This window comes from Bradyrhizobium sp. CCGB01 (assembly GCF_024199795.1).
Taxonomy (GTDB): Bacteria; Pseudomonadota; Alphaproteobacteria; order Rhizobiales; family Xanthobacteraceae; genus Bradyrhizobium.
Window position 1 is genome coordinate 5,057,431 of record NZ_JANADK010000001.1, and the last position, 16,820, is coordinate 5,074,250.

A 16,820-nucleotide genomic window follows, 5' to 3' on the forward strand; every position below is an offset into this window, starting at 1 on the left:
AGCCCGGATGAAGCGAAGCGTAATCCGGGATGTCATTGCGCTGCGCTCCATCCGGGCTACGCACTTTCCGTGCAAGCCGGCGACAGCGAGTTGGCGGCGGGCTTCCTTGCGTGCCTCCGACGCGGAGTGACGCAGGACACTAGGACGCGGACCCATCAACGCGCAGCCACAGCCTAATCGACGCAAGTTGAACGAAGGCAAAGCGCTGCGCGCTCAACTACGGAAGTCCTCTTGTCATCGTAAAGGGATTGAACCCACGTTCCGCGAGGGAAGCCCAAGAAGCTGCGCCAAGATGTGACAATCGGAAATAGAGTCGCGGCTTGGTCGGGTCGGTGTCCAACACGAACCCGGTCGGTAACTCGCGGACAGTCGTGGCATAGAACCCACCATCGGGCGACCTCTTGGATTCGATTACAGCGATCAACGACTCTGCCCTCTCAGTCCTGCCGAGCAATTTCATCAAGAGAGCCATTTGGCCCGTCCCTTCGGTCCACACACCGTCCCGGTCTTCACCGTAAGAAAAGCCCCCGCCGACACTCATTCGCTGTTCGGCGGTCGTCATTGCTGATGCAAATTTCCCGGCCGCTCCGTGAAGCGCTGTTAAAGGCCAGATCTGAGCATCCAGAGCCAAAATCGGATTGTGCGTGACGCCGTCTTCAGCGGTACCTGCGGCGAAACAGGCGCATGCCGGATCCCACATCGTATTTACGAAGTACTCAGCAACCGTTGCCTTATCGCGCCAGCGCGAATCGCCTGTACGGATCGCAAGAAGGCCAAACGCGGCGGCGAGGTCAGTATTATGTTCAGTCGATTTCCACGTCCGCACTTCCGGCGACGGTTCGTGCCCAAACGTACCACCCGTGAAACCGCCAGTACCGCGCTTATCGGCCCATTGCGCGACCCAGGCGCCAAGCCGTGCTGCACCATCGCGGAACCGAGAGCCGGTGTTCACATCATCAATCGACAGCAACGCCAACATGGCCCATGCCATGTTACCAACATCGCTGCCCACCTGATATCGATCCTCTAACCATTTGTTCTGAGTCTTGTCCCACCACCCTGGAAGTTTGACGGGGCCATTCGCCACCACACCCGCGGCGTAGGCGTTCCTGAGCCGTCCATCATGCCAGGTGCGGTCGTTGTCGATGGCCCAGAGAATCGCCGAGCCAATCCGATACGCTTTATCTTGCTCACCGCAACCGACCAATGCGATGGCGGCTACCGCATTGTCATAGAGGTAGGCGGCGCCATGCAGAGGCCCCGATTCGACGGTCGGATAGCTGGGCAGGAACAACGGCCCTGATGGCGGTGCCTTATCAATTAGACCAGCGAGGTATCCGCACGCCGACGTTTTTGGTGCTGTTGAAGCCTGCAGAGGAGCGGAGGCCATCATGATTGCGAAAGTCGCGACGACCCAAGTGTGAGGGCAGAGCCCGCGACAACGGTAGAAGCAATAAGTGATTGGTGCCGGTAGCATTTCGCTGCCTCTCGTGTCTTTTCAGCCAAGATAGACTTTGGGACATCGGGAAGAAAGCAGGTCAGGATCGAGTAAAAAATCGTGCCTTCATCTTCAATGGCAGTTTATGGCCCATTGCGACATCTTGCGCTGCCACACAACTCCGGCCGTTATAGGAGCAAAGCAGGCATTGCCTTCGCATCACGCCGCCGGGTTTATGGGTACACGGCCTAGAATGGAATGGTCAGGCCCGGATTTTTCGCTTGCGCCTTGGTATAGGCGACGCCGTGGATCTTGATCCCGCGCTCGTCCAGCAGCGAAATGATGCCGCCTTGGTTCGATAATTCCATCGGCTTCTGCACGACGACAGCGAGCGTGCCGCCCGTCGCGATCTTCCCTGACAGGACCATTTTGTTCTTCTGCTTGTCGGCCAGCATCCAGCCGGTGAGATCGATGTCGCGATCGGCCGTATTGAGCAGCGTGACGACTTCCCGTTCGGGCGTCTTCACGGCGTTGACGAGTGCCGCAATGATGCGCACGAGACCATCAGGCATTTCTCCCGTCGGAGGAGTCGTCGGATCTGTCGGCGTGCCTCCGCCGATGGGGTCACCGGTCTTGTCGTCGGTGTGCCAGGCCTGCGTCTGGAATTTGAGGAAGACCGCCGTCCATAGCTTCTGATCCGGGAATTCGAACACGAGCCCGCCGTCCTGCCACGGCCCGTTGTCGCCCGAGAATTTTCCCCTTGGATTTCCCTGATTCATGTGGATGTCGTGAATGCCGCGCCCCGGCCGGAAGCCGAAATAATTGTCCGCTTTCGTCTCCGGCCCCCATGTCTCACCGAATGCGTAGACCATCGCGCTTTCGTTTGAGAGTGCGCGCTGGACGAACTGGTCGAGCTTCTCGTTGAGGTCATTGTCCGGTCCGGGCACTGACAGCGGCAGCGGGATCATCTCCTGCGGCTGCATCAGATTGCCGCGAATGAAATCCAGCGCGATGCTGGCCGGCTTCGGCGGCTGTGGGTGCAAGCCCACCGGCAGCGCCGCGAGATGATCGGTGATCGGATGGACAAAGTGCGATCGCACCAGGAACGCGACTTCGCTTCCGTCGGCTGACTGCACATTGACGGCGATGCGGAAATCCGCGTTGTCGGCTACGACATGGACTTGATAGTGCGGCGACTGGCCGGTGCCGAAACGCATCGCGATCGGGCGTCCCTTGAGGACCGAATAGTGTTTCAGTGGCATCGCACTTACCTGCGTTGGGTTTCGGCTGCGCGGGCTCCGTTGCTCAACTTTAGACTGCCGGTCATGACGATTTCATGGCTGAGGTGCACCTCACGCTTTGGCAAGACCGCCTCGCTGCATTTCCGGAAAAGGTGCTGACCTAAATCCGGATCACATACGTAGAGTGAAATCAATCCGCCCGGCCGGTGGCCGCATTGGTGGTGGTCGCATTGGTCTTGGGTCGAACATCACCTGGATAGATCAAGGTGCATGAACTGGTTGTGCGGGCTCGCCTGATAGTCGGCAAACGGCGCGCAGGAGACGAAGCCCGCGCTGCGGTAGAGCGCGACGGCCGGAACGTGCAGCGGCGCTGTGCCGGTCTCCAGGCTGAGACGCGCATAGCCACGTTTGCAGGCTTCGGCAATGATGTGGTGCAGGATGGCGCGGCCAACGCCGGTCCCGCGCGCAGCAGGCGCGACACGCATCGACTTCACCTCCGCATGCGCGTCATCCAGTTGCTTGAGGGCGCCAAATCCCACCAGCGCATTGCCCTGCCAGATAGTCCAAAACGTCACGGCCGGGTCCGAAAGACCGCTCGCGTCGAGCGCCTGCGCGTGTTCACCCATGACGTTGCGCAGCTCTTCCAGATGATAGGCCAGCAAATCGGCGACATAGGGCGCCGTCGGATCGTCCTGCCTGATGTCCACTCTTGTGTCCTCGTATCAGGTGGCCGTCTTCGCCGCGTTCCACAGCGCATCCATCTCCGCCAGCGACGCCTGCTCCAGCGTGCGGCCCTGCGCCTCCAGCGCCCGTTCGATATAGGCAAATCGCCGCTCGAATTTCGCGTTGGTCGCCCGCAACGCGGCTTCCGGATCGGCGTCGACATGGCGGGCGAGGTTGACGAGGGCGAACATCAGGTCGCCGGTCTCCTCCGCGATCTCCTGCTTGTCGTTGCGATCGAGCGCGGCCTCGATCTCGTCGGCTTCCTCGCGGATCTTTTGCAGGACCGCACGCGGGTCGTTCCAGTCGAAGCCGACCGTGGAGGCCTTGCGCTGCAGCTCCATGGCACGCGTCAGCGCCGGCTGGCCGGCCTTGACGCCCGACAGCAACGATTTGTGCGACGGCGCGGCCTCCGGCGGCCGGCGCGCCGCGCGCTCGGCCTTCTCCTCGGTCTTGATGCGGTCCCAGACTTCCTTGACGTGGTGCGAGGCGAGATTGCCGTCCTTGTCGGCGAAGACATGGGGATGGCGGCGGATCATTTTTCGCGTGATGGCCTCGACGACGTCTCCGAACGCGAAGGCGTTCTGCTCGGACGCCATCTGGGCGTGGAACACGACCTGGAGCAGGAGGTCGCCAAGCTCCTCTCTGAGATCGTCGAGGTCGCCGCGGCTGATAGCCTCGACCACCTCATAGGCTTCCTCGATCGTGTAGGGCGCGATCGTCGAAAAATCCTGCTCGAGGTCCCAGGGGCAGCCGGTCACGGGCGTGCGCAGCGCCGCCATGATCTCGATCAGGCGGGAAATGTCGCGGGAAGGGGTCATTGCAGGGCAGTCTCCTGGGTCCAAAGCCTTATGCCAAAAGCGGGCCGCCGTTCCCAGCGGGGCGCGGAGGAACGGGGTGATTTCCACCGGTTGGCGGAAGATTGGCGAACCGCGCCCGCAATGCTAAAGCGCGGGCCATGAGTGACGCATTTTCATCACAAACCGCCCTGGTGCTGTTTTCCGGCGGCCAGGATTCCACCACCTGCCTCGCATGGGCGCTGGATCGCTTCGCGCGTGTGGAGATGCTGGGGTTCGACTACGGCCAGCGCCATGCCGTCGAGCTTGACTGCCGCGACCGCCTGTTCGACGGCATCAAGGGCCTTCGCCCCGACTGGGCCGCAAAACTCGGCGAGAGCCACACGCTGTCGATCCCGACGCTGGCGGCGGTGTCCGAGACAGCGCTGACCCGCGATGTCGCGATTGCGATGGGCGCCGACGGCCTGCCGAACACGTTCGTGCCCGGCCGCAATCTGGTGTTCCTGACGTTTGCCGCGGCGCTGGCCTACCGGCGCGGCATCACCCACATCGTCGGCGGCATGTGCGAGACCGACTATTCCGGCTACCCCGATTGCCGCGACGACACCATCCGCGCCATGCAGGCCGCGCTCTCGCTCGGCATGGCGCGGTCCTTCGAGCTGCACACGCCGCTGATGTGGATCGACAAGGCGGCGACGTGGAAGCTCGCGCACGACCTCGGCGGCGATGGGCTGGTCGACCTCATCCGCGAGCACTCGCACACCTGCTATCTCGGCGAACGCGGCGCGCAGCACGATTGGGGTTATGGCTGCGGCGAGTGTCCGGCGTGCAGCCTGCGGGCGAAGGGATGGCGGGAGTTTGCGGCAGGACGCTGAGGGCGCCGCATGTTCGGTGTCATCACCCGCGAAAGCGGGTGATCCAGTATTCCAGAGACCGCGCTTGAGCCGAGAAAGCCGCGGCGTACTGGATTCCCCGCCTTCGCGGGGAATGACAGTGTTCGTTGAAGTAACAGCGTCCACTACACAACGCGGCGCTCAGCGACTATCCCGCAAAATCCTCCGGCCTAAGCTCGATCGGCTTGCCGTGCGGCGTGCGGTCGGCGGCATGGTCCCAAGCGTCGCGGTAGCGGTGCAGCGTCTCCGCCGAGGCCACGCCTTTGCGTGCGACCAGCCCTTCCAGCGTGGCGAGCCAATGCAGATAGTACGTCTCGCCCGTATCCGGATCACCGGCGGCCTGCGCGCGCTTGATCTCCGAGGCCAAGGCTGCGGCCCATTCCGGCCAGGTGAACACGCCGCGATCATGCAGGCTCAAGGCCATCGCGAACGCATGCGCTTCCCAGGGCGCGCGGAACACCGGGCCATCGTCATCACGCGGGATGCTTGGAATCGCCGCCGTCGCGGCGGCCGCAGCCGTGCTGCTCATCACGCCGGGTCCAGATACGGCTCGAACGCATCGATCGACACCTTCAGGGTCGGATCACCATCCGCGCCCCAGAGATCGTTGCCTTCGAACACCACGGTGTAGAGCCATTGCGGGTTCTCGCCGAGCTCCATCGCCGCCGAATCCGGAAAAACATGGCAGCCGTGGTTCAATTCGACGACACCGACATGGCCGCGCACATAGCGCGGCAGCCGCGTATGCGTGGTCGGATGAATGTTTTTCGCGCGGACGCGGTCGCCGATGTTGAATTTCGCCGGCGCCGGGGCAGGGCGGGCGAACTTGCCGCGCACCATCACGCGCTCGACATTGGCGAGGTCGAACTTGCCGTGCTTGAGCGTCTTTGCAGGCTGCATCGCGTGGCCGGCGGCAACTTCCTCCCGGGTAAGGTACCCCTTCTCGATCAGCATCTCCTCGAGCCCGAGGAACCATTTCTTGTAATAGGAGCTCGAGAGATAAACATGCGGCGGCAGCGTCTCGCGATAGAAGCGCGAGGTGTCGATGTTGAAGGCCCCGGCAGCCCCCATCGCGCGCACCATCGCCAGCACGCGGGATTCCCAGTCTGCGTGAAACATCGGCTCGTTCGGCTCGGGTTCGACCTTGCCGAACCCGTCCATGCCGCCCATGTCGTGCACGCCGTTCATGAGGGCGCTCCCGGCGTCTTGGGAAAGCCGGTGCCGATCATGGAATCGCGCGTGACGAGCGCGGCGAGTTGCTCCTCGCTCCAGCCCTCAGTGCCCGCGGGCCGCATCGGCAGCACCAGGAAGCGTGTCTCGGCCGTGGAATCCCAGACACGGATCTCCATGTCCTTTGGCAGACTGACGTCGAAGTCGGCGAGCACACCGCGCGGGTCCTTCACCGCGCGGGAACGGTAGGGCGAGGCCTTGTACCAGACCGGCGGCAGCCCGAGCATTTCCCAAGGGTAGCAGGAACACAGCGTGCACACGACCATGTTGTGGCGCTCAGGCGTGTTCTCGACGACGACGAGATGGTCGCCGACGCGGCTGACATGGCCGAGCGTGCCGATGGCCTTGGAGCCGTCTTCCAGCAGCGCCTTCTTGAACGCCGGATCGATCCAGGCCTTGGCGACGACGCGTGCGCCGTTATGCGGGCCGATCTTGGTCTCATAGGCCTGGATGATGGCATCGAGCGCGGCCGGCTCGACATAGCCTTTTTCGGTCAGGATCGTCTCGAGCGCGCGCACGCGCAGCTCGGTCTCGGACAATTCCGAATGATCGTGATCGTGGTGATGGTGGTGGTCGTGATCATGGCTCATGGCATCAAAGATAGGCGCAATGATCCCCGCCTGTCGAGTATGCGTTGCGGCGCAACCGGGTCCCATATTCGTGAGGCCGGGTGTAGGCTGGCGTTGCGGCAAAGCAGATTGGGAGACGTTGGTGACAGACTACGTGAAGATCGAGAAGGGCCTCGGGCCCGAGGGACGGATTGCGGTCGTACGCTTCGACCGTGGCGACGGACTCAATGCGCTGTCGCCGGAGGCGTTGCGCCAGCTCACGGCGGCAGCCCGCAGCTTCGAGGATGACGCCGCAACCTCCGTCGTTGTCCTGACCGGCAGCGCCGCTGCATTCAGCGCCGGCTTCGACCTCAAGGACGCCGAAGGACGCTCGCGCAAGGACATGGATCTCGGCACGCTGCGGCGGCATCTCAAGCTCGGGCCGCGCCTGACCCACGCCTGGCAGGAGATGGAGCAGATCACGATCGCGGCGATCGAGGGCTTCTGTGTCGGAGGCGGCGTCGCGCTCGCCGTGGCGCTCGACTTCCGCGTCATGGGCCGCGATGCGCATCTGCGCGTGCCCGAGATCGGGCTCGGCATGAACATGAGCTGGCAGAGCATCCCGCGCATGCTGCATCTGATGGGGCCGGCCCGCACCAAGCAGGCGGTGATCTTGGCCGATGAACGTATCTCGGCCGATGAGGCCTATGAATGGCGCCTGGTGGAGCAGGTGGTCGATCCCGGCCATGCGTTCGATGCCGCGATGGATCTCGCGCGCAAGGTCGCCGCGCAGCCGCCGCTCTCGGTCGCGATGACGAAGCTGACGGTCAACCGGCTCGCGCATGCGCTGGACGATCTCGCCAGCCACATGGACGTCGACCAGTTCGCGCTCGCCGGCCTCAGCGAGGACCACAAGGAGGGGGTCGAGGCGTTCCTGACGCGCCGCAAGCCACGGTTCAGGGGGCGCTGAAACTCAAGCCAGGATAGAACTCGAGACAGGCCATTGATAGCGCCGCGGACAATCCGTATACGCCGCGCTGGGACAAGAGCAGGCTCGACCAACGAGCCGCACGATGCGACGACAATCGAGGGGAGGATCCATGACCGCCAGTTCTCAGGCGCCTGAAGCGACGGGGTTTCGCTGGAAGCTGATCGCGCCGCTGGTGGTGTGGCTGGCGATCTATCTGTGGCCGGTGCCGCCAGGGCTCAACGTCAACCAGTGGCACTATTTTGCCGTGTTCGCGGCCGTGATCACCGGGCTCATCCTGGAATCGATGCCGGTCGGCGCTGTCGGCTTTATCGGCCTGACGGTCGCGGGCGTCGCCGGCTATATCGATCCTGATCCCGGCAAATCGCTGCGCTGGATGCTGGCGGGATTTGCCGAGAGCACGGTGTGGCTGATCGTCGGTGCCTTCGTGTTCTCGATCGGCTATCGCAAGAGCCAGCTCGGCCGGCGCATCGCGCTGGTGCTGGTGCAGCGACTCGGCAGCAATACACTCGGTCTCGGCTATGCGGTCGCGATGTCAGACCTCCTGCTCGCGCCGGCGACGCCGTCCAACACCGCGCGCAGCGGCGGCATCGTCTATCCCATCATCAGCAACATCCCCCGCATCTACGGCTCCGAGCCGGGGCCGACTGCCGGCAAGATCGGAACCTATGTGATGTGGACGGCGTTTGCGGCGACCGCGGTCACCAGTTCGCTATTCTTCACCGCGCTTGCGCCCAATGCTGCGGCGCTTGCGATCGCCAAGAAGACTGCCGGGGTCGAGGTGAGCTGGGCGCAGTGGTTCATGGGCTTTGCGCCGCTTGGCATCCTCCTGATGGTCCTCGTGCCGCTGCTCAGCTACGCGGTCTGCCGTCCCGAGGTGAAGCGCAGCCCGGAGATCTCCGATTGGGCGGCGAAGGAGCTCGGCACGATGGGCCCGATGTCGCGCAACGAGTGGATTATGCTCGGCCTGATCCTGCTCGCGATGTTCCTCTGGATCGCGGGCTCGAGCCCGGACATCCACGTGCCCGGGATCGGCTCCAACTTCGTCAACGCCACCACCGTCGTATTCATCGTGATCTCATTGATGCTGGTGACGGGCGTGATCGAGTTTGCCGACATCGTCAGCGAGAAGAGCGCCTGGGAGGTGTTCTTCTATTTCACCTCGCTGCTGACGCTGGCCTCGGGCCTCAACGAGATCGGTTTCATCAAATGGTTCGCAACCGAATACGCAAAGCCGCTTGCGGGGCTGTCGCCGTCGACCGCCATGCTTCTCCTGGTCGCGCTGTTCTTCTGGATCCACTATTTCTTCTCGAGCATCACCTCGCATGCCGCCGCCGTGCTGCCGGTGGTGCTCGCGGTCGGATCGGGCATTCCCGGCCTGCCGGTCGTCACGCTCGCCATGCTCTGCATGTATTCGCTCGGCCTGATGGGCGTCATCTCGCCTTACGCGACGGGGCCCGCGCCGATGTATTTCGGCAGCGGCTATATCGGGAAGGGCCAGTTCTGGGGCTTTGGGCTGCTGTTCGGCGTGGTCTATTTCGCCGGCCTGCTGCTGATAGTGCTGCCCTGGTTGTGGGTGTACTGAGCCGGAGGCTGATACCCGCGGCAGATGATTTTTCTTCCCGGGGGAGGGATTTGGAAAACTTCGTCCAACTCCCCGCAAATATCTGACATTGCAAGAAAGTCCGGAAAGGGCGATGGTGCGTGCTGCGGTGCAGCGCGCTCGACCCGAGCCGTCATCGTTTTTCACCCCTGTCGCTCGATGCGACCTGGTTCCCGTATGCCCAGGGGGCGTGCGGGCAAGCGAACTATTGTGCATGAAGGCCGCCTCCATGAACGCCCACCAATCGCTCGCGATCGGACAACCGCTCGAAACGCTTGACGCGATTTCACCCGCCGCAGCCGAAGCGGACGCAATGGTCCGTTTCGCTGGCATCTCGAAAATCTACCCGGCCTATCGTGGCAAGCCCGGCGTCAACGCACTGCAGGATATCGACTTCGCGATTCCGCGTGGCTCGATCACCGGAATCATCGGCCGCTCCGGCGCCGGCAAATCGAGCCTGGTCCGGCTGATCAACGGTCTGGAGAAGCCGACTACGGGCCGCGTGATCGTCGATAACAGCGATATCTCGGCGCTGGCCGGCCGCGAATTGCGGCTGGCGCAGCGCTCGATCGGCATGATCTTCCAGCATTTCAACTTGCTGTCGTCGCGCACGGCCGCCGAGAATATCGCGCTGCCGCTCGAAATTGCCGGCTGGGCCAAGGCCGACATCAAGGCCCGCGTCGCCGAGCTGCTGGCGCTGGTCGGCATCGCCGACAAGCACGACCGCTATCCCTCGGAACTCTCGGGCGGCCAGAAGCAGCGCGTCGGCATCGCCCGTGCGCTGGCGACGCGGCCAAGCGTGCTGCTGTCGGACGAGGCGACCTCCGCGCTCGACCCGCAAACCACACGCGCGATCCTCGATCTGCTCGCCAACATCAACCGCGAGCTCGGCGTGACCATCGTGCTGATCACCCATGAGATGTCCGTGGTGCGCCAGCTCGCCAAGGAAGTCGTGGTGCTCGATGCCGGCCATGTCGTCGAGAGCGGCCATGTCGCCGATATCTTCACCCATCCGAAGCATCCGATCACGCAGTCTTTCCTCGCCGAAGTGATCGGCGACAGCCTGCCGGTGTCGCTGGCGAGCCGGATCGTGCCGGAGCCGTCTGGCGGCGGGCAGGCCGTGATCCGCGTTCAGGTGCGCGGGGCAGGGGCCGGAGACACGTTGGTGGCGCGGCTCGCCCGCGAGCTCGGTCTCGACGTCTCGCTCTTGTCGGCCCGCATCGACGAGATCGGCGGCCAGCATGTGGGCTCGCTGACCCTCGGTATACCTCTCGGCATTTCCGGCGGCGAAGACGCGGTGACGCGGTCGCTGGCCTGGCTCTCTCAGTATCAATTCTCGGCGGAGCGTCTCGGCTATGTCGCCTGAACTCATCAACCTCATCGTCCAGGCCACCGGCGAAAGCCTGTACATGGTCGGCATCGCCGCGCTGCTCGGCACCGCCTTTGGCCTGCCGCTCGGCGTCTTCCTCGCGACCAGCCGCAAGGGCGAGCTGTTCTCGGCTCCCTTCATCAATCGCGTGCTTGGCATCGTCGTCAATGCGACGCGCTCGACGCCCTTCATCATCCTGGTCGTCGCCATCATCCCGTTCACCCGGCTCATCGCCGGCACCTCGATCGGCTCGACCGCGGCGATCGTGCCACTGGTCATCGCGTCGACGCCGTTCATCGCGCGTCTGGTCGAAGCCGCGATCCGCGAGGTCGATGGCGGCCTGATCGAGACCGCGTCCTCGTTCGGGGCATCCCCAATCCAGATCGTGCTCAAGGTGCTGATCCCCGAGGCGCTGCCGGGCCTTCTGCTGGCGTTGACGCTCGCCGTGGTCAGCCTGCTCGGCTATTCCGCCATGGTCGGCGCGGTCGGAGGCGGCGGGCTCGGCGATCTCGGCATCCGCTACGGCTATCAGCGCTTCATGCCGGAGATGATGCTGGCCGTCGTCGTCGTGCTGATCGCGCTGGTGCAGCTCGTCCAGAGCGCGGGCGACTATCTGGCGCGCCGGGTCAACCGCCGGCTGCGGCAGCGCTGAGGCAATCTTTCTGAAACTGGAGACATCAATGCGTTTTCTCGCAACCCTTGCGGCTGCAGCCTTGCTCGCGACCACGGCTAACGGCGAAACCATCCGGGTCGGCGTGACCGCCGGTCCCCATGCCGAGATCCTGGACGTCGTGAAGAAGGTCGGTGCCGAGCGCGGCCTCGACATCAAGGTGGTCGAGTTCACCGACTACGTGATCCCGAACCAGGCGCTGGCGCTGAAGGACCTGGAGGCCAACTCGTTCCAGCACGAGCCGTACCTGAAGAACCAGATCTCCAAGACCGGCTGGAAGATCGTCAAGGTCGCGAACACGATCGGCTCGCCCCAGGGCGTCTATTCGCAGAAGTACAAGAAACTCGCCGATCTGCCGGAAGGCGCCCGCGTCGCGATCGCCAACGATCCCTCCAACGGGGCCCGCGGCCTGATGATCCTGGCGCTGCACGGCGTGATCAAGCTGAAGGATCCGAACAACGTCTCTTCGACCATCGCTGATATCACCGAGAACCCGAAGAAGCTCCGCTTCGTCGAGCTCGATGCTGCCCAGCTTCCGCGCGCGCTGCAGGACGTCGACGTCGTCTCGATCAACAACAATTACGCCGTGCAGGCCGGCCTCAACCCGGCGACCGATGCGATCGCCCGCGAAAACCCTGACGGACCCTGGGTCAACATCCTCGCCGTCCGCGAGGAGGACAAGGACAAGCCGTGGGTGAAGCAGCTGATCGAGGTCTATCACTCCGACCCCGTGAAGGCGTTTCTGGAGACGCGCTTCAAGGGCACCTATCTGCCGACCTGGTAAGCGGCGAACCGCGCGTCAGGCAGCCAGCCTGGCGCGCCGCAACGTCTGCGAGGGCAGCTCGGAGAAGTGGCGCTTGTAGTCGAGCGAGAACTGACTGAAGTGCCAGAAGCCGTGCTGCGCCGCGACATCGTAGACGGACGTCTCGGCGCCGCGCTTGAGGTCGCGCCGCACCCGGTTCAGCCGCATCGCGCGCCAATAATGCATCGGGCTCGTGCCCACGACTTCCTGGAAGCAATAGCCGAGCTTGCGCGGGCTCGCGCCGACCGCCTTGCAGACTTCCAGCAGCGAGAGCGTGCGCTCGCCGCTGCCATGCATCAGTTCGCGGGCGCGGTCCACGGTCCGCTTGCGCGCCGCAGAGCTGCGGCCGGGATCGCTGGTTCGTGCGGTCGGCAGCATGTCCATGATCTCGACGAGAAGGGCGTCCTCCAGCGCCTGCCGCGCGGCCGGATCGTCGAACTGTTCGGGTACGGCCGTGATGGTCTCGTAAATGGTGGCGAGATGGGCGCGCAGTCGCGCAACCGGCGCCGCCGCCATCTCGATCACCCGCAACTGGTGCCAGACGCTGCGTGGCAGCTCGATATCAAGCCGGGCGGCCAGCTCCTCGATCAGCGCCGCGCTGGCGACGACACCGCGCAGCTCGAACGCCTTCGGCGTGCACATGTCGACCTCGGCGTCGATGCAGGCGATGACCTGGGCGCCCGCAACGGCGGCGCCGTTGCAATTGACCTCGCCCTCGCCACACCAGGGCAGGCCAATGCCGAAACTGCCGGCGCCGAGTTGGCCATATTGCCGGACCTGCTGGCTGGTGATCTCGCGGAACACTTCCAACCGGGGCAAAGAGAGCTGGGTGAAACTGCCCCTGAAGGCACCGGCGCTGATCTGGTCGTAGCTGAGCCGCCAGCGGCCGAGCGTGGCGCAGTGCTCGTCGACATCTGTACTGCTGGCCTGAAGCAGGTTAGCAGCCGAGTCTTGAATCGGAGGAGTTGCGCTTAAGACCATGACAGCACGTCGAAATTCACCACCCGACCGCCAGCAAGAACCACACCAGACTGGCACGCCCCACGCCCGTGTCCAGCAAAATATTGCCGGATCTCGATAACGCCCGAGACAGCCTTCCGCGCAGTCTGCCTCCTTGCCGTTCCCGACACCGGGGTTGGAATGGCCTTGCGGAGGGATCGAGATGCGACCGACGGACATCATGCGCGGCAGCCCGCCTGCACCCGAGGCCCAGGTGACGCGCGCCAACTGGCGCAGCTTCCCCGCCATCCGCTGGGGCTTTACCCACACCCGCGAAGTGCTGCCGACCGCGGAGATCCGGCGTTCGGCGCAGCCGACATCGATGCCGAGCGCACCGCGCGAGCTATCAAAGCTCGCCTTTACAGCGCCCGACGGCCAGCCCACCACGATCGAGGCGACGCTGCGCGAGACCTTTGCCGATACTCTCCTCGTCATGCATCGGGGCACGCTGATTCACGAATGGTATGGCGACGGCATGAGCGTGACCACGCCGCATCTGATCTGCTCGATCAGCAAGGCGGTCGCCGGCACGCTCGGCGGCGTGCTGGCGGCACGTGGCCTGGTCGATCCGGAGGCGAGGGTGGTGCGCTACGTGCCGGAGCTCGAGAGTTCGGTTTACGGCACCTGCACCGTGCGCAACCTCCTGGACATGGCCGTCGCGATCCAATTTGAGGAAGACTACGAAGACCCCGCCGGCGACGTCGCCCGGTACCGCTTCTCATCGGGCTGGGATGTGCCGCCACCCGGCGTCGAGCCCGGCCATCAGCGCGCCTATCTCGCCACGCTGCGCGGCACCGGCAAACCGCATGGCAAGGTGTTTCACTACGTGTCGACCAACACCGAGGTGCTCGGCTGGGTCTATGAGCGCGCCTGCGGCATGCCCTACCACCGCATCCTCTCCGAATATCTCTGGCAGCCGTTGGGCGCCGAGGAGGACGGCTCGTTGACGCTCGACAGCCACGGCATGGGCCGCATTGCGGGCGGCATCTCCGTGACCGCGCGCGATCTGCTGCGGTTTGGTGAGATGATGCGTAACCGCGGCGTTGTGGAGGGGCGGCAAGTGGTGCCGGGCTGGTGGATCGACGACATCCGCGAGAACGGCGATGCCAAGGCCTGGGCGGACGGCGACCTCGCCGAGTTCTTTCCGGGCGCGCGCTATCGCAGCAAATGGTTCACAATCGATCCATCCCGCAATGCGCTGACCGGAATCGGCATTCACGGCCAGCATCTCTATGTCGATCTCGACTCGGACACCGTCATCGTCAAGCTCGCGACGCAGCCCAAGGCGATGGACGTCCCGATCGACCAACTCTGGTTCGCGGCCTTCCGCGCCATCACGACCCATCTCGCTCCGCGCTGATCTCCGGACATTCCCATGCTCGAGACCGTCAAAGCCAAATCATCGCCGCAGATCGCAACGCTACATCCGCTCGATCCGCTGACCGCTGAAGAGATCACCGCGGCCTGCACGCTGGTGCGCGCCGCCGCGACATCACCCGAGAACTGCCGCTTTCCGACGGTGCGGCTGGAAGAGCCGACCAAGCAGGAGCTCGCCGCGGGCGGAGCGGGGCGCCGCGCCTTCGCGCTGACGCTGGATATAATGACTGGCGAAGCCATCGAGCACATCGTCGATCTCGCCCGCAACGAGATCGTCGGGCGAAAAGTCGTTCCGACCCGGGAGGCACCGTACGGACAGCCGCCGGTGATGCTGGAGGAGTTTTTCAAGTGCGAGGCCGTGGTGAAGGCCGACCCCAGGTGGCGCGCGGCGATGTACCGGCGCGGGCTCACCGACAAGGACATCGAGCTGGTCCAGGTGGACCCGTTCTCCTCGGGCTTCTTCGATTTCGAGTATGAGCGCGGCGCGCGCATCGTTCGCGCAGTCAGCTTCTTCCGCGAGCATCTCCAGGACAACGGCTATGCCCATCCGATCGAGGGCGTGGTCGCGGTCGTCGACCTCATCGACGGCAAGATCATTGACCTCACCGACGCGGACCCGATCGTGCCGATCCCGCGCAAGAAGCGGAACTACGGCGCGCATGAGGTCCAAAACCCGCGCACCGACATCAAGCCGCTGCACATCGAGCAGCCGGACGGTCCGAGCTTCAAGGTCGATGGCTGGAAAGTCGACTGGCAGAAATGGAGCTTTCGGGTCGGCTTCACGCCGCGCGAGGGCCTGGTGCTGCATCAGCTCGGCTATCGGGACGGCGATCGCAGGCGTTCGCTGATCCATCGCGCCAGCGTCACCGAGATGGTCGTGCCCTATGCCGATCCGACCGCCAACCATTTCTGGAAGTCGGCGTTCGATGCCGGCGAATACGGGCTCGGCATGCTCGCCAACGCGCTCGAGCTCGGCTGCGACTGCCTCGGCAACATCCACTATTTCGACGTGCCGGCGGCCGACAACAAGGGCGAGCCCTTCGTCATGCAGAACGCGATCTGCATGCATGAAGAAGACTATGGAATTGCCTGGAAACACTACGAATTCCGCAACGGCCTGTTCGAGGTCCGCCGTTCGCGGCGCCTCGTCATCTCGTTCTTTGCGACCGTCGGCAATTACGATTACGGCTTCTACTGGTATCTCTACCAGGACGGCACGATCCAGCTGGAGACGAAGCTCACCGGCATTATCCAGACCGCCGCCGTGCCATCAGGCGAGGCGTACAAATGGGGCGGGATGGTCGACGACAATCTGGGCGGACCGACGCACCAGCACTTCTTCAACGTGCGCCTGCACATGGATCTCGACGGCGGCGGCAACACCGTCACCGAGCACGAGTTCGTACCGCGGCCCTGGGGCCGCGACAATCCGCATGGCAACGTGTTCGACACCACCACGCGCGTGCTGTCGCGCGAGCGCGACGCGGCGGCGATTGCAAACGGAGAGACCGGCCGGTTCTGGAAGATCAGCAATCCCAACGAGACCAATTCGGTCGGCGGATCGCCGGCCTACAAGCTCGTCGTCAATCCGAGCCCGTTGATGCTGGCGCAGGACGGCAGCTATGTGCGCAAGCGGGGCGGCTTTGCCACAAAACACGTCTGGGTGACCGCCTTCGACGCGAGCGAAAAATACGCCAGCGGCGACTATCCAAACGTCCATGCCGGCGGCGACGGCCTGCCGCGCTATGCCGCGCAGAACCGCAACATCGAAAATACCGACATCGTGCTGTGGCACTCCTTCGGCCACACCCATATCTGCAAGCCCGAAGATTTCCCGATCATGCCGGTCGAATATGCCGGCTTCGTCCTGAAGCCGACCGGCTTCTTCGCCGCCAATGCCGCCGGTGACATCCCGCCGGAGCGCAACAGCCGCAGTGTGCTGGCGGGCGAGCCGAGCGGCGCGGGCGGAGGGGAGTGCTGTCACGCCAGAGACGCATAGGTCGCACTGCGTCACGTTCGCAACAGGCTGACCAACCTGGCTTCGTCAGCCGACTGCGCTTGTCATCGAACTGTCCGGACGAGGGAGTATCATTGTCGTTTCGGGGCCGACGACGTGCGCGTCCCAAACGAGTGCATCTCCTCCGT

At 64.1% G+C, this 16,820-nt stretch carries 16 protein-coding genes; 8 read left to right on the forward strand and 8 right to left on the reverse strand.

Annotated elements, in window-relative coordinates; translation table 11 throughout:
- Positions 1–217: 217 nt before the first annotated feature.
- The 4 genes from NLM25_RS23320 to mazG form a co-directional block, all read right to left on the reverse strand.
- Complete coding sequence (locus tag NLM25_RS23320) at positions 218–1,294, reverse strand: hypothetical protein (RefSeq protein ID WP_254138546.1); 1,077 nt, start codon at positions 1,292–1,294, stop codon at positions 218–220.
- Between the two features lie 392 nt (positions 1,295–1,686).
- Positions 1,687–2,700 carry a DUF2278 family protein gene (locus NLM25_RS23325; RefSeq protein WP_254138547.1) on the reverse strand — a complete coding sequence of 338 codons (1,014 nt, stop codon included), beginning with the start codon at positions 2,698–2,700 and terminating at the stop codon, positions 1,687–1,689.
- A gap of 227 nt (positions 2,701–2,927) precedes the next feature.
- Entirely contained in the window at positions 2,928–3,386 is a 459-nt protein-coding gene (locus NLM25_RS23330) for a GNAT family N-acetyltransferase (protein ID WP_254138548.1), read from the reverse strand.
- 15 nt (positions 3,387–3,401) lie between these two features.
- Positions 3,402–4,220, reverse strand: a complete 819-nt coding sequence (gene mazG / locus NLM25_RS23335; protein ID WP_254138549.1) for a nucleoside triphosphate pyrophosphohydrolase — start codon at positions 4,218–4,220, stop codon at positions 3,402–3,404.
- A 137-nt stretch (positions 4,221–4,357) separates the two neighbouring features.
- On the opposite strand from mazG, the gene queC reads away from it, so the two are divergent.
- Positions 4,358–5,071: a 7-cyano-7-deazaguanine synthase QueC gene (queC, locus tag NLM25_RS23340; protein WP_254138550.1), complete on the forward strand. Its 714-nt coding sequence runs from the start codon at positions 4,358–4,360 to the stop codon at positions 5,069–5,071.
- A 166-nt stretch (positions 5,072–5,237) separates the two neighbouring features.
- Here the strand turns inward: queC and NLM25_RS23345 are convergent, their stop codons facing one another.
- From NLM25_RS23345 to nthA, 3 genes are read right to left on the reverse strand one after another with little or no spacing between them, the layout of a single operon-like run.
- Positions 5,238–5,618: a nitrile hydratase accessory protein gene (locus NLM25_RS23345; RefSeq protein WP_254138551.1), complete on the reverse strand. Its 381-nt coding sequence runs from the start codon at positions 5,616–5,618 to the stop codon at positions 5,238–5,240.
- On the reverse strand, positions 5,618–6,277 hold the full coding sequence (gene nthB / locus NLM25_RS23350; RefSeq protein ID WP_254138552.1) for a nitrile hydratase subunit beta: 660 nt from the start codon (positions 6,275–6,277) through the stop codon (positions 5,618–5,620). The genes NLM25_RS23345 and nthB overlap by 1 nt, the downstream gene beginning before the upstream one ends.
- Complete coding sequence (gene nthA, locus NLM25_RS23355; protein WP_254138553.1) at positions 6,274–6,909, reverse strand: nitrile hydratase subunit alpha; 636 nt, start codon at positions 6,907–6,909, stop codon at positions 6,274–6,276. Before nthA ends, nthB begins: the two co-directional genes overlap by 4 nt.
- Positions 6,910–7,030: 121 nt before the next feature.
- Between nthA and NLM25_RS23360 the strand changes: the two genes are divergently transcribed.
- From NLM25_RS23360 to NLM25_RS23380, 5 genes are all read left to right on the forward strand, one after another.
- Positions 7,031–7,837, forward strand: a complete 807-nt coding sequence (locus NLM25_RS23360) for an enoyl-CoA hydratase/isomerase family protein (protein WP_254138554.1) — start codon at positions 7,031–7,033, stop codon at positions 7,835–7,837.
- 130 nt (positions 7,838–7,967) lie between these two features.
- The gene (locus NLM25_RS23365) at positions 7,968–9,440 is read left to right on the forward strand and encodes a DASS family sodium-coupled anion symporter (RefSeq protein WP_254138555.1); all 1,473 of its coding nucleotides are present in this window, start codon (positions 7,968–7,970) and stop codon (positions 9,438–9,440) included.
- 232 nt (positions 9,441–9,672) lie between these two features.
- The gene (locus NLM25_RS23370) at positions 9,673–10,824 is read left to right on the forward strand and encodes a methionine ABC transporter ATP-binding protein (protein ID WP_254138556.1); all 1,152 of its coding nucleotides are present in this window, start codon (positions 9,673–9,675) and stop codon (positions 10,822–10,824) included.
- The gene (locus NLM25_RS23375) at positions 10,814–11,479 is read left to right on the forward strand and encodes a methionine ABC transporter permease (RefSeq protein WP_254119414.1); all 666 of its coding nucleotides are present in this window, start codon (positions 10,814–10,816) and stop codon (positions 11,477–11,479) included. Before NLM25_RS23370 ends, NLM25_RS23375 begins: the two co-directional genes overlap by 11 nt.
- A 28-nt stretch (positions 11,480–11,507) precedes the next feature.
- Positions 11,508–12,281, forward strand: a complete 774-nt coding sequence (locus NLM25_RS23380) for a MetQ/NlpA family ABC transporter substrate-binding protein (RefSeq protein ID WP_254138557.1) — start codon at positions 11,508–11,510, stop codon at positions 12,279–12,281.
- A 15-nt stretch (positions 12,282–12,296) separates the two neighbouring features.
- On the opposite strand, the gene NLM25_RS23385 is transcribed toward NLM25_RS23380, so the two are convergent.
- Positions 12,297–13,280 carry a helix-turn-helix domain-containing protein gene (locus NLM25_RS23385; RefSeq protein WP_254138558.1) on the reverse strand — a complete coding sequence of 328 codons (984 nt, stop codon included), beginning with the start codon at positions 13,278–13,280 and terminating at the stop codon, positions 12,297–12,299.
- A 181-nt stretch (positions 13,281–13,461) separates the two neighbouring features.
- Between NLM25_RS23385 and NLM25_RS23390 the strand changes: the two genes are divergently transcribed.
- Positions 13,462–14,658 (forward strand): serine hydrolase, encoded by a 1,197-nt coding sequence (locus NLM25_RS23390; protein ID WP_254138559.1) that lies wholly within the window; start codon positions 13,462–13,464, stop codon positions 14,656–14,658.
- Positions 14,659–14,673: 15 nt separating this feature from the next.
- A complete protein-coding gene (locus NLM25_RS23395) occupies positions 14,674–16,674 on the forward strand; it encodes a primary-amine oxidase (protein ID WP_254138560.1) in 2,001 nt (666 codons plus the stop codon).
- Positions 16,675–16,820: the final 146 nt, after the last annotated feature.

Coding starts and splice junctions, on each gene's coding strand:
- NLM25_RS23325 (WP_254138547.1), bottom strand. CDS start 2,700: ATGCCACTGAAACACTATTCGGTCCTCAAGGGACGCCCGATCGCGATG.
- mazG (WP_254138549.1), bottom strand. CDS start 4,220: ATGACCCCTTCCCGCGACATTTCCCGCCTGATCGAGATCATGGCGGCG.
- queC (WP_254138550.1), top strand. CDS start 4,358: ATGAGTGACGCATTTTCATCACAAACCGCCCTGGTGCTGTTTTCCGGC.
- NLM25_RS23345 (WP_254138551.1), bottom strand. CDS start 5,618: ATGAGCAGCACGGCTGCGGCCGCCGCGACGGCGGCGATTCCAAGCATC.
- nthB (WP_254138552.1), bottom strand. CDS start 6,277: ATGAACGGCGTGCACGACATGGGCGGCATGGACGGGTTCGGCAAGGTC.
- nthA (WP_254138553.1), bottom strand. CDS start 6,909: ATGAGCCATGATCACGACCACCACCATCACCACGATCACGATCATTCG.
- NLM25_RS23365 (WP_254138555.1), top strand. CDS start 7,968: ATGACCGCCAGTTCTCAGGCGCCTGAAGCGACGGGGTTTCGCTGGAAG.
- NLM25_RS23370 (WP_254138556.1), top strand. CDS start 9,673: ATGAAGGCCGCCTCCATGAACGCCCACCAATCGCTCGCGATCGGACAA.
- NLM25_RS23375 (WP_254119414.1), top strand. CDS start 10,814: ATGTCGCCTGAACTCATCAACCTCATCGTCCAGGCCACCGGCGAAAGC.
- NLM25_RS23380 (WP_254138557.1), top strand. CDS start 11,508: ATGCGTTTTCTCGCAACCCTTGCGGCTGCAGCCTTGCTCGCGACCACG.
- NLM25_RS23385 (WP_254138558.1), bottom strand. CDS start 13,280: ATGGTCTTAAGCGCAACTCCTCCGATTCAAGACTCGGCTGCTAACCTG.
- NLM25_RS23390 (WP_254138559.1), top strand. CDS start 13,462: ATGCGACCGACGGACATCATGCGCGGCAGCCCGCCTGCACCCGAGGCC.
- NLM25_RS23395 (WP_254138560.1), top strand. CDS start 14,674: ATGCTCGAGACCGTCAAAGCCAAATCATCGCCGCAGATCGCAACGCTA.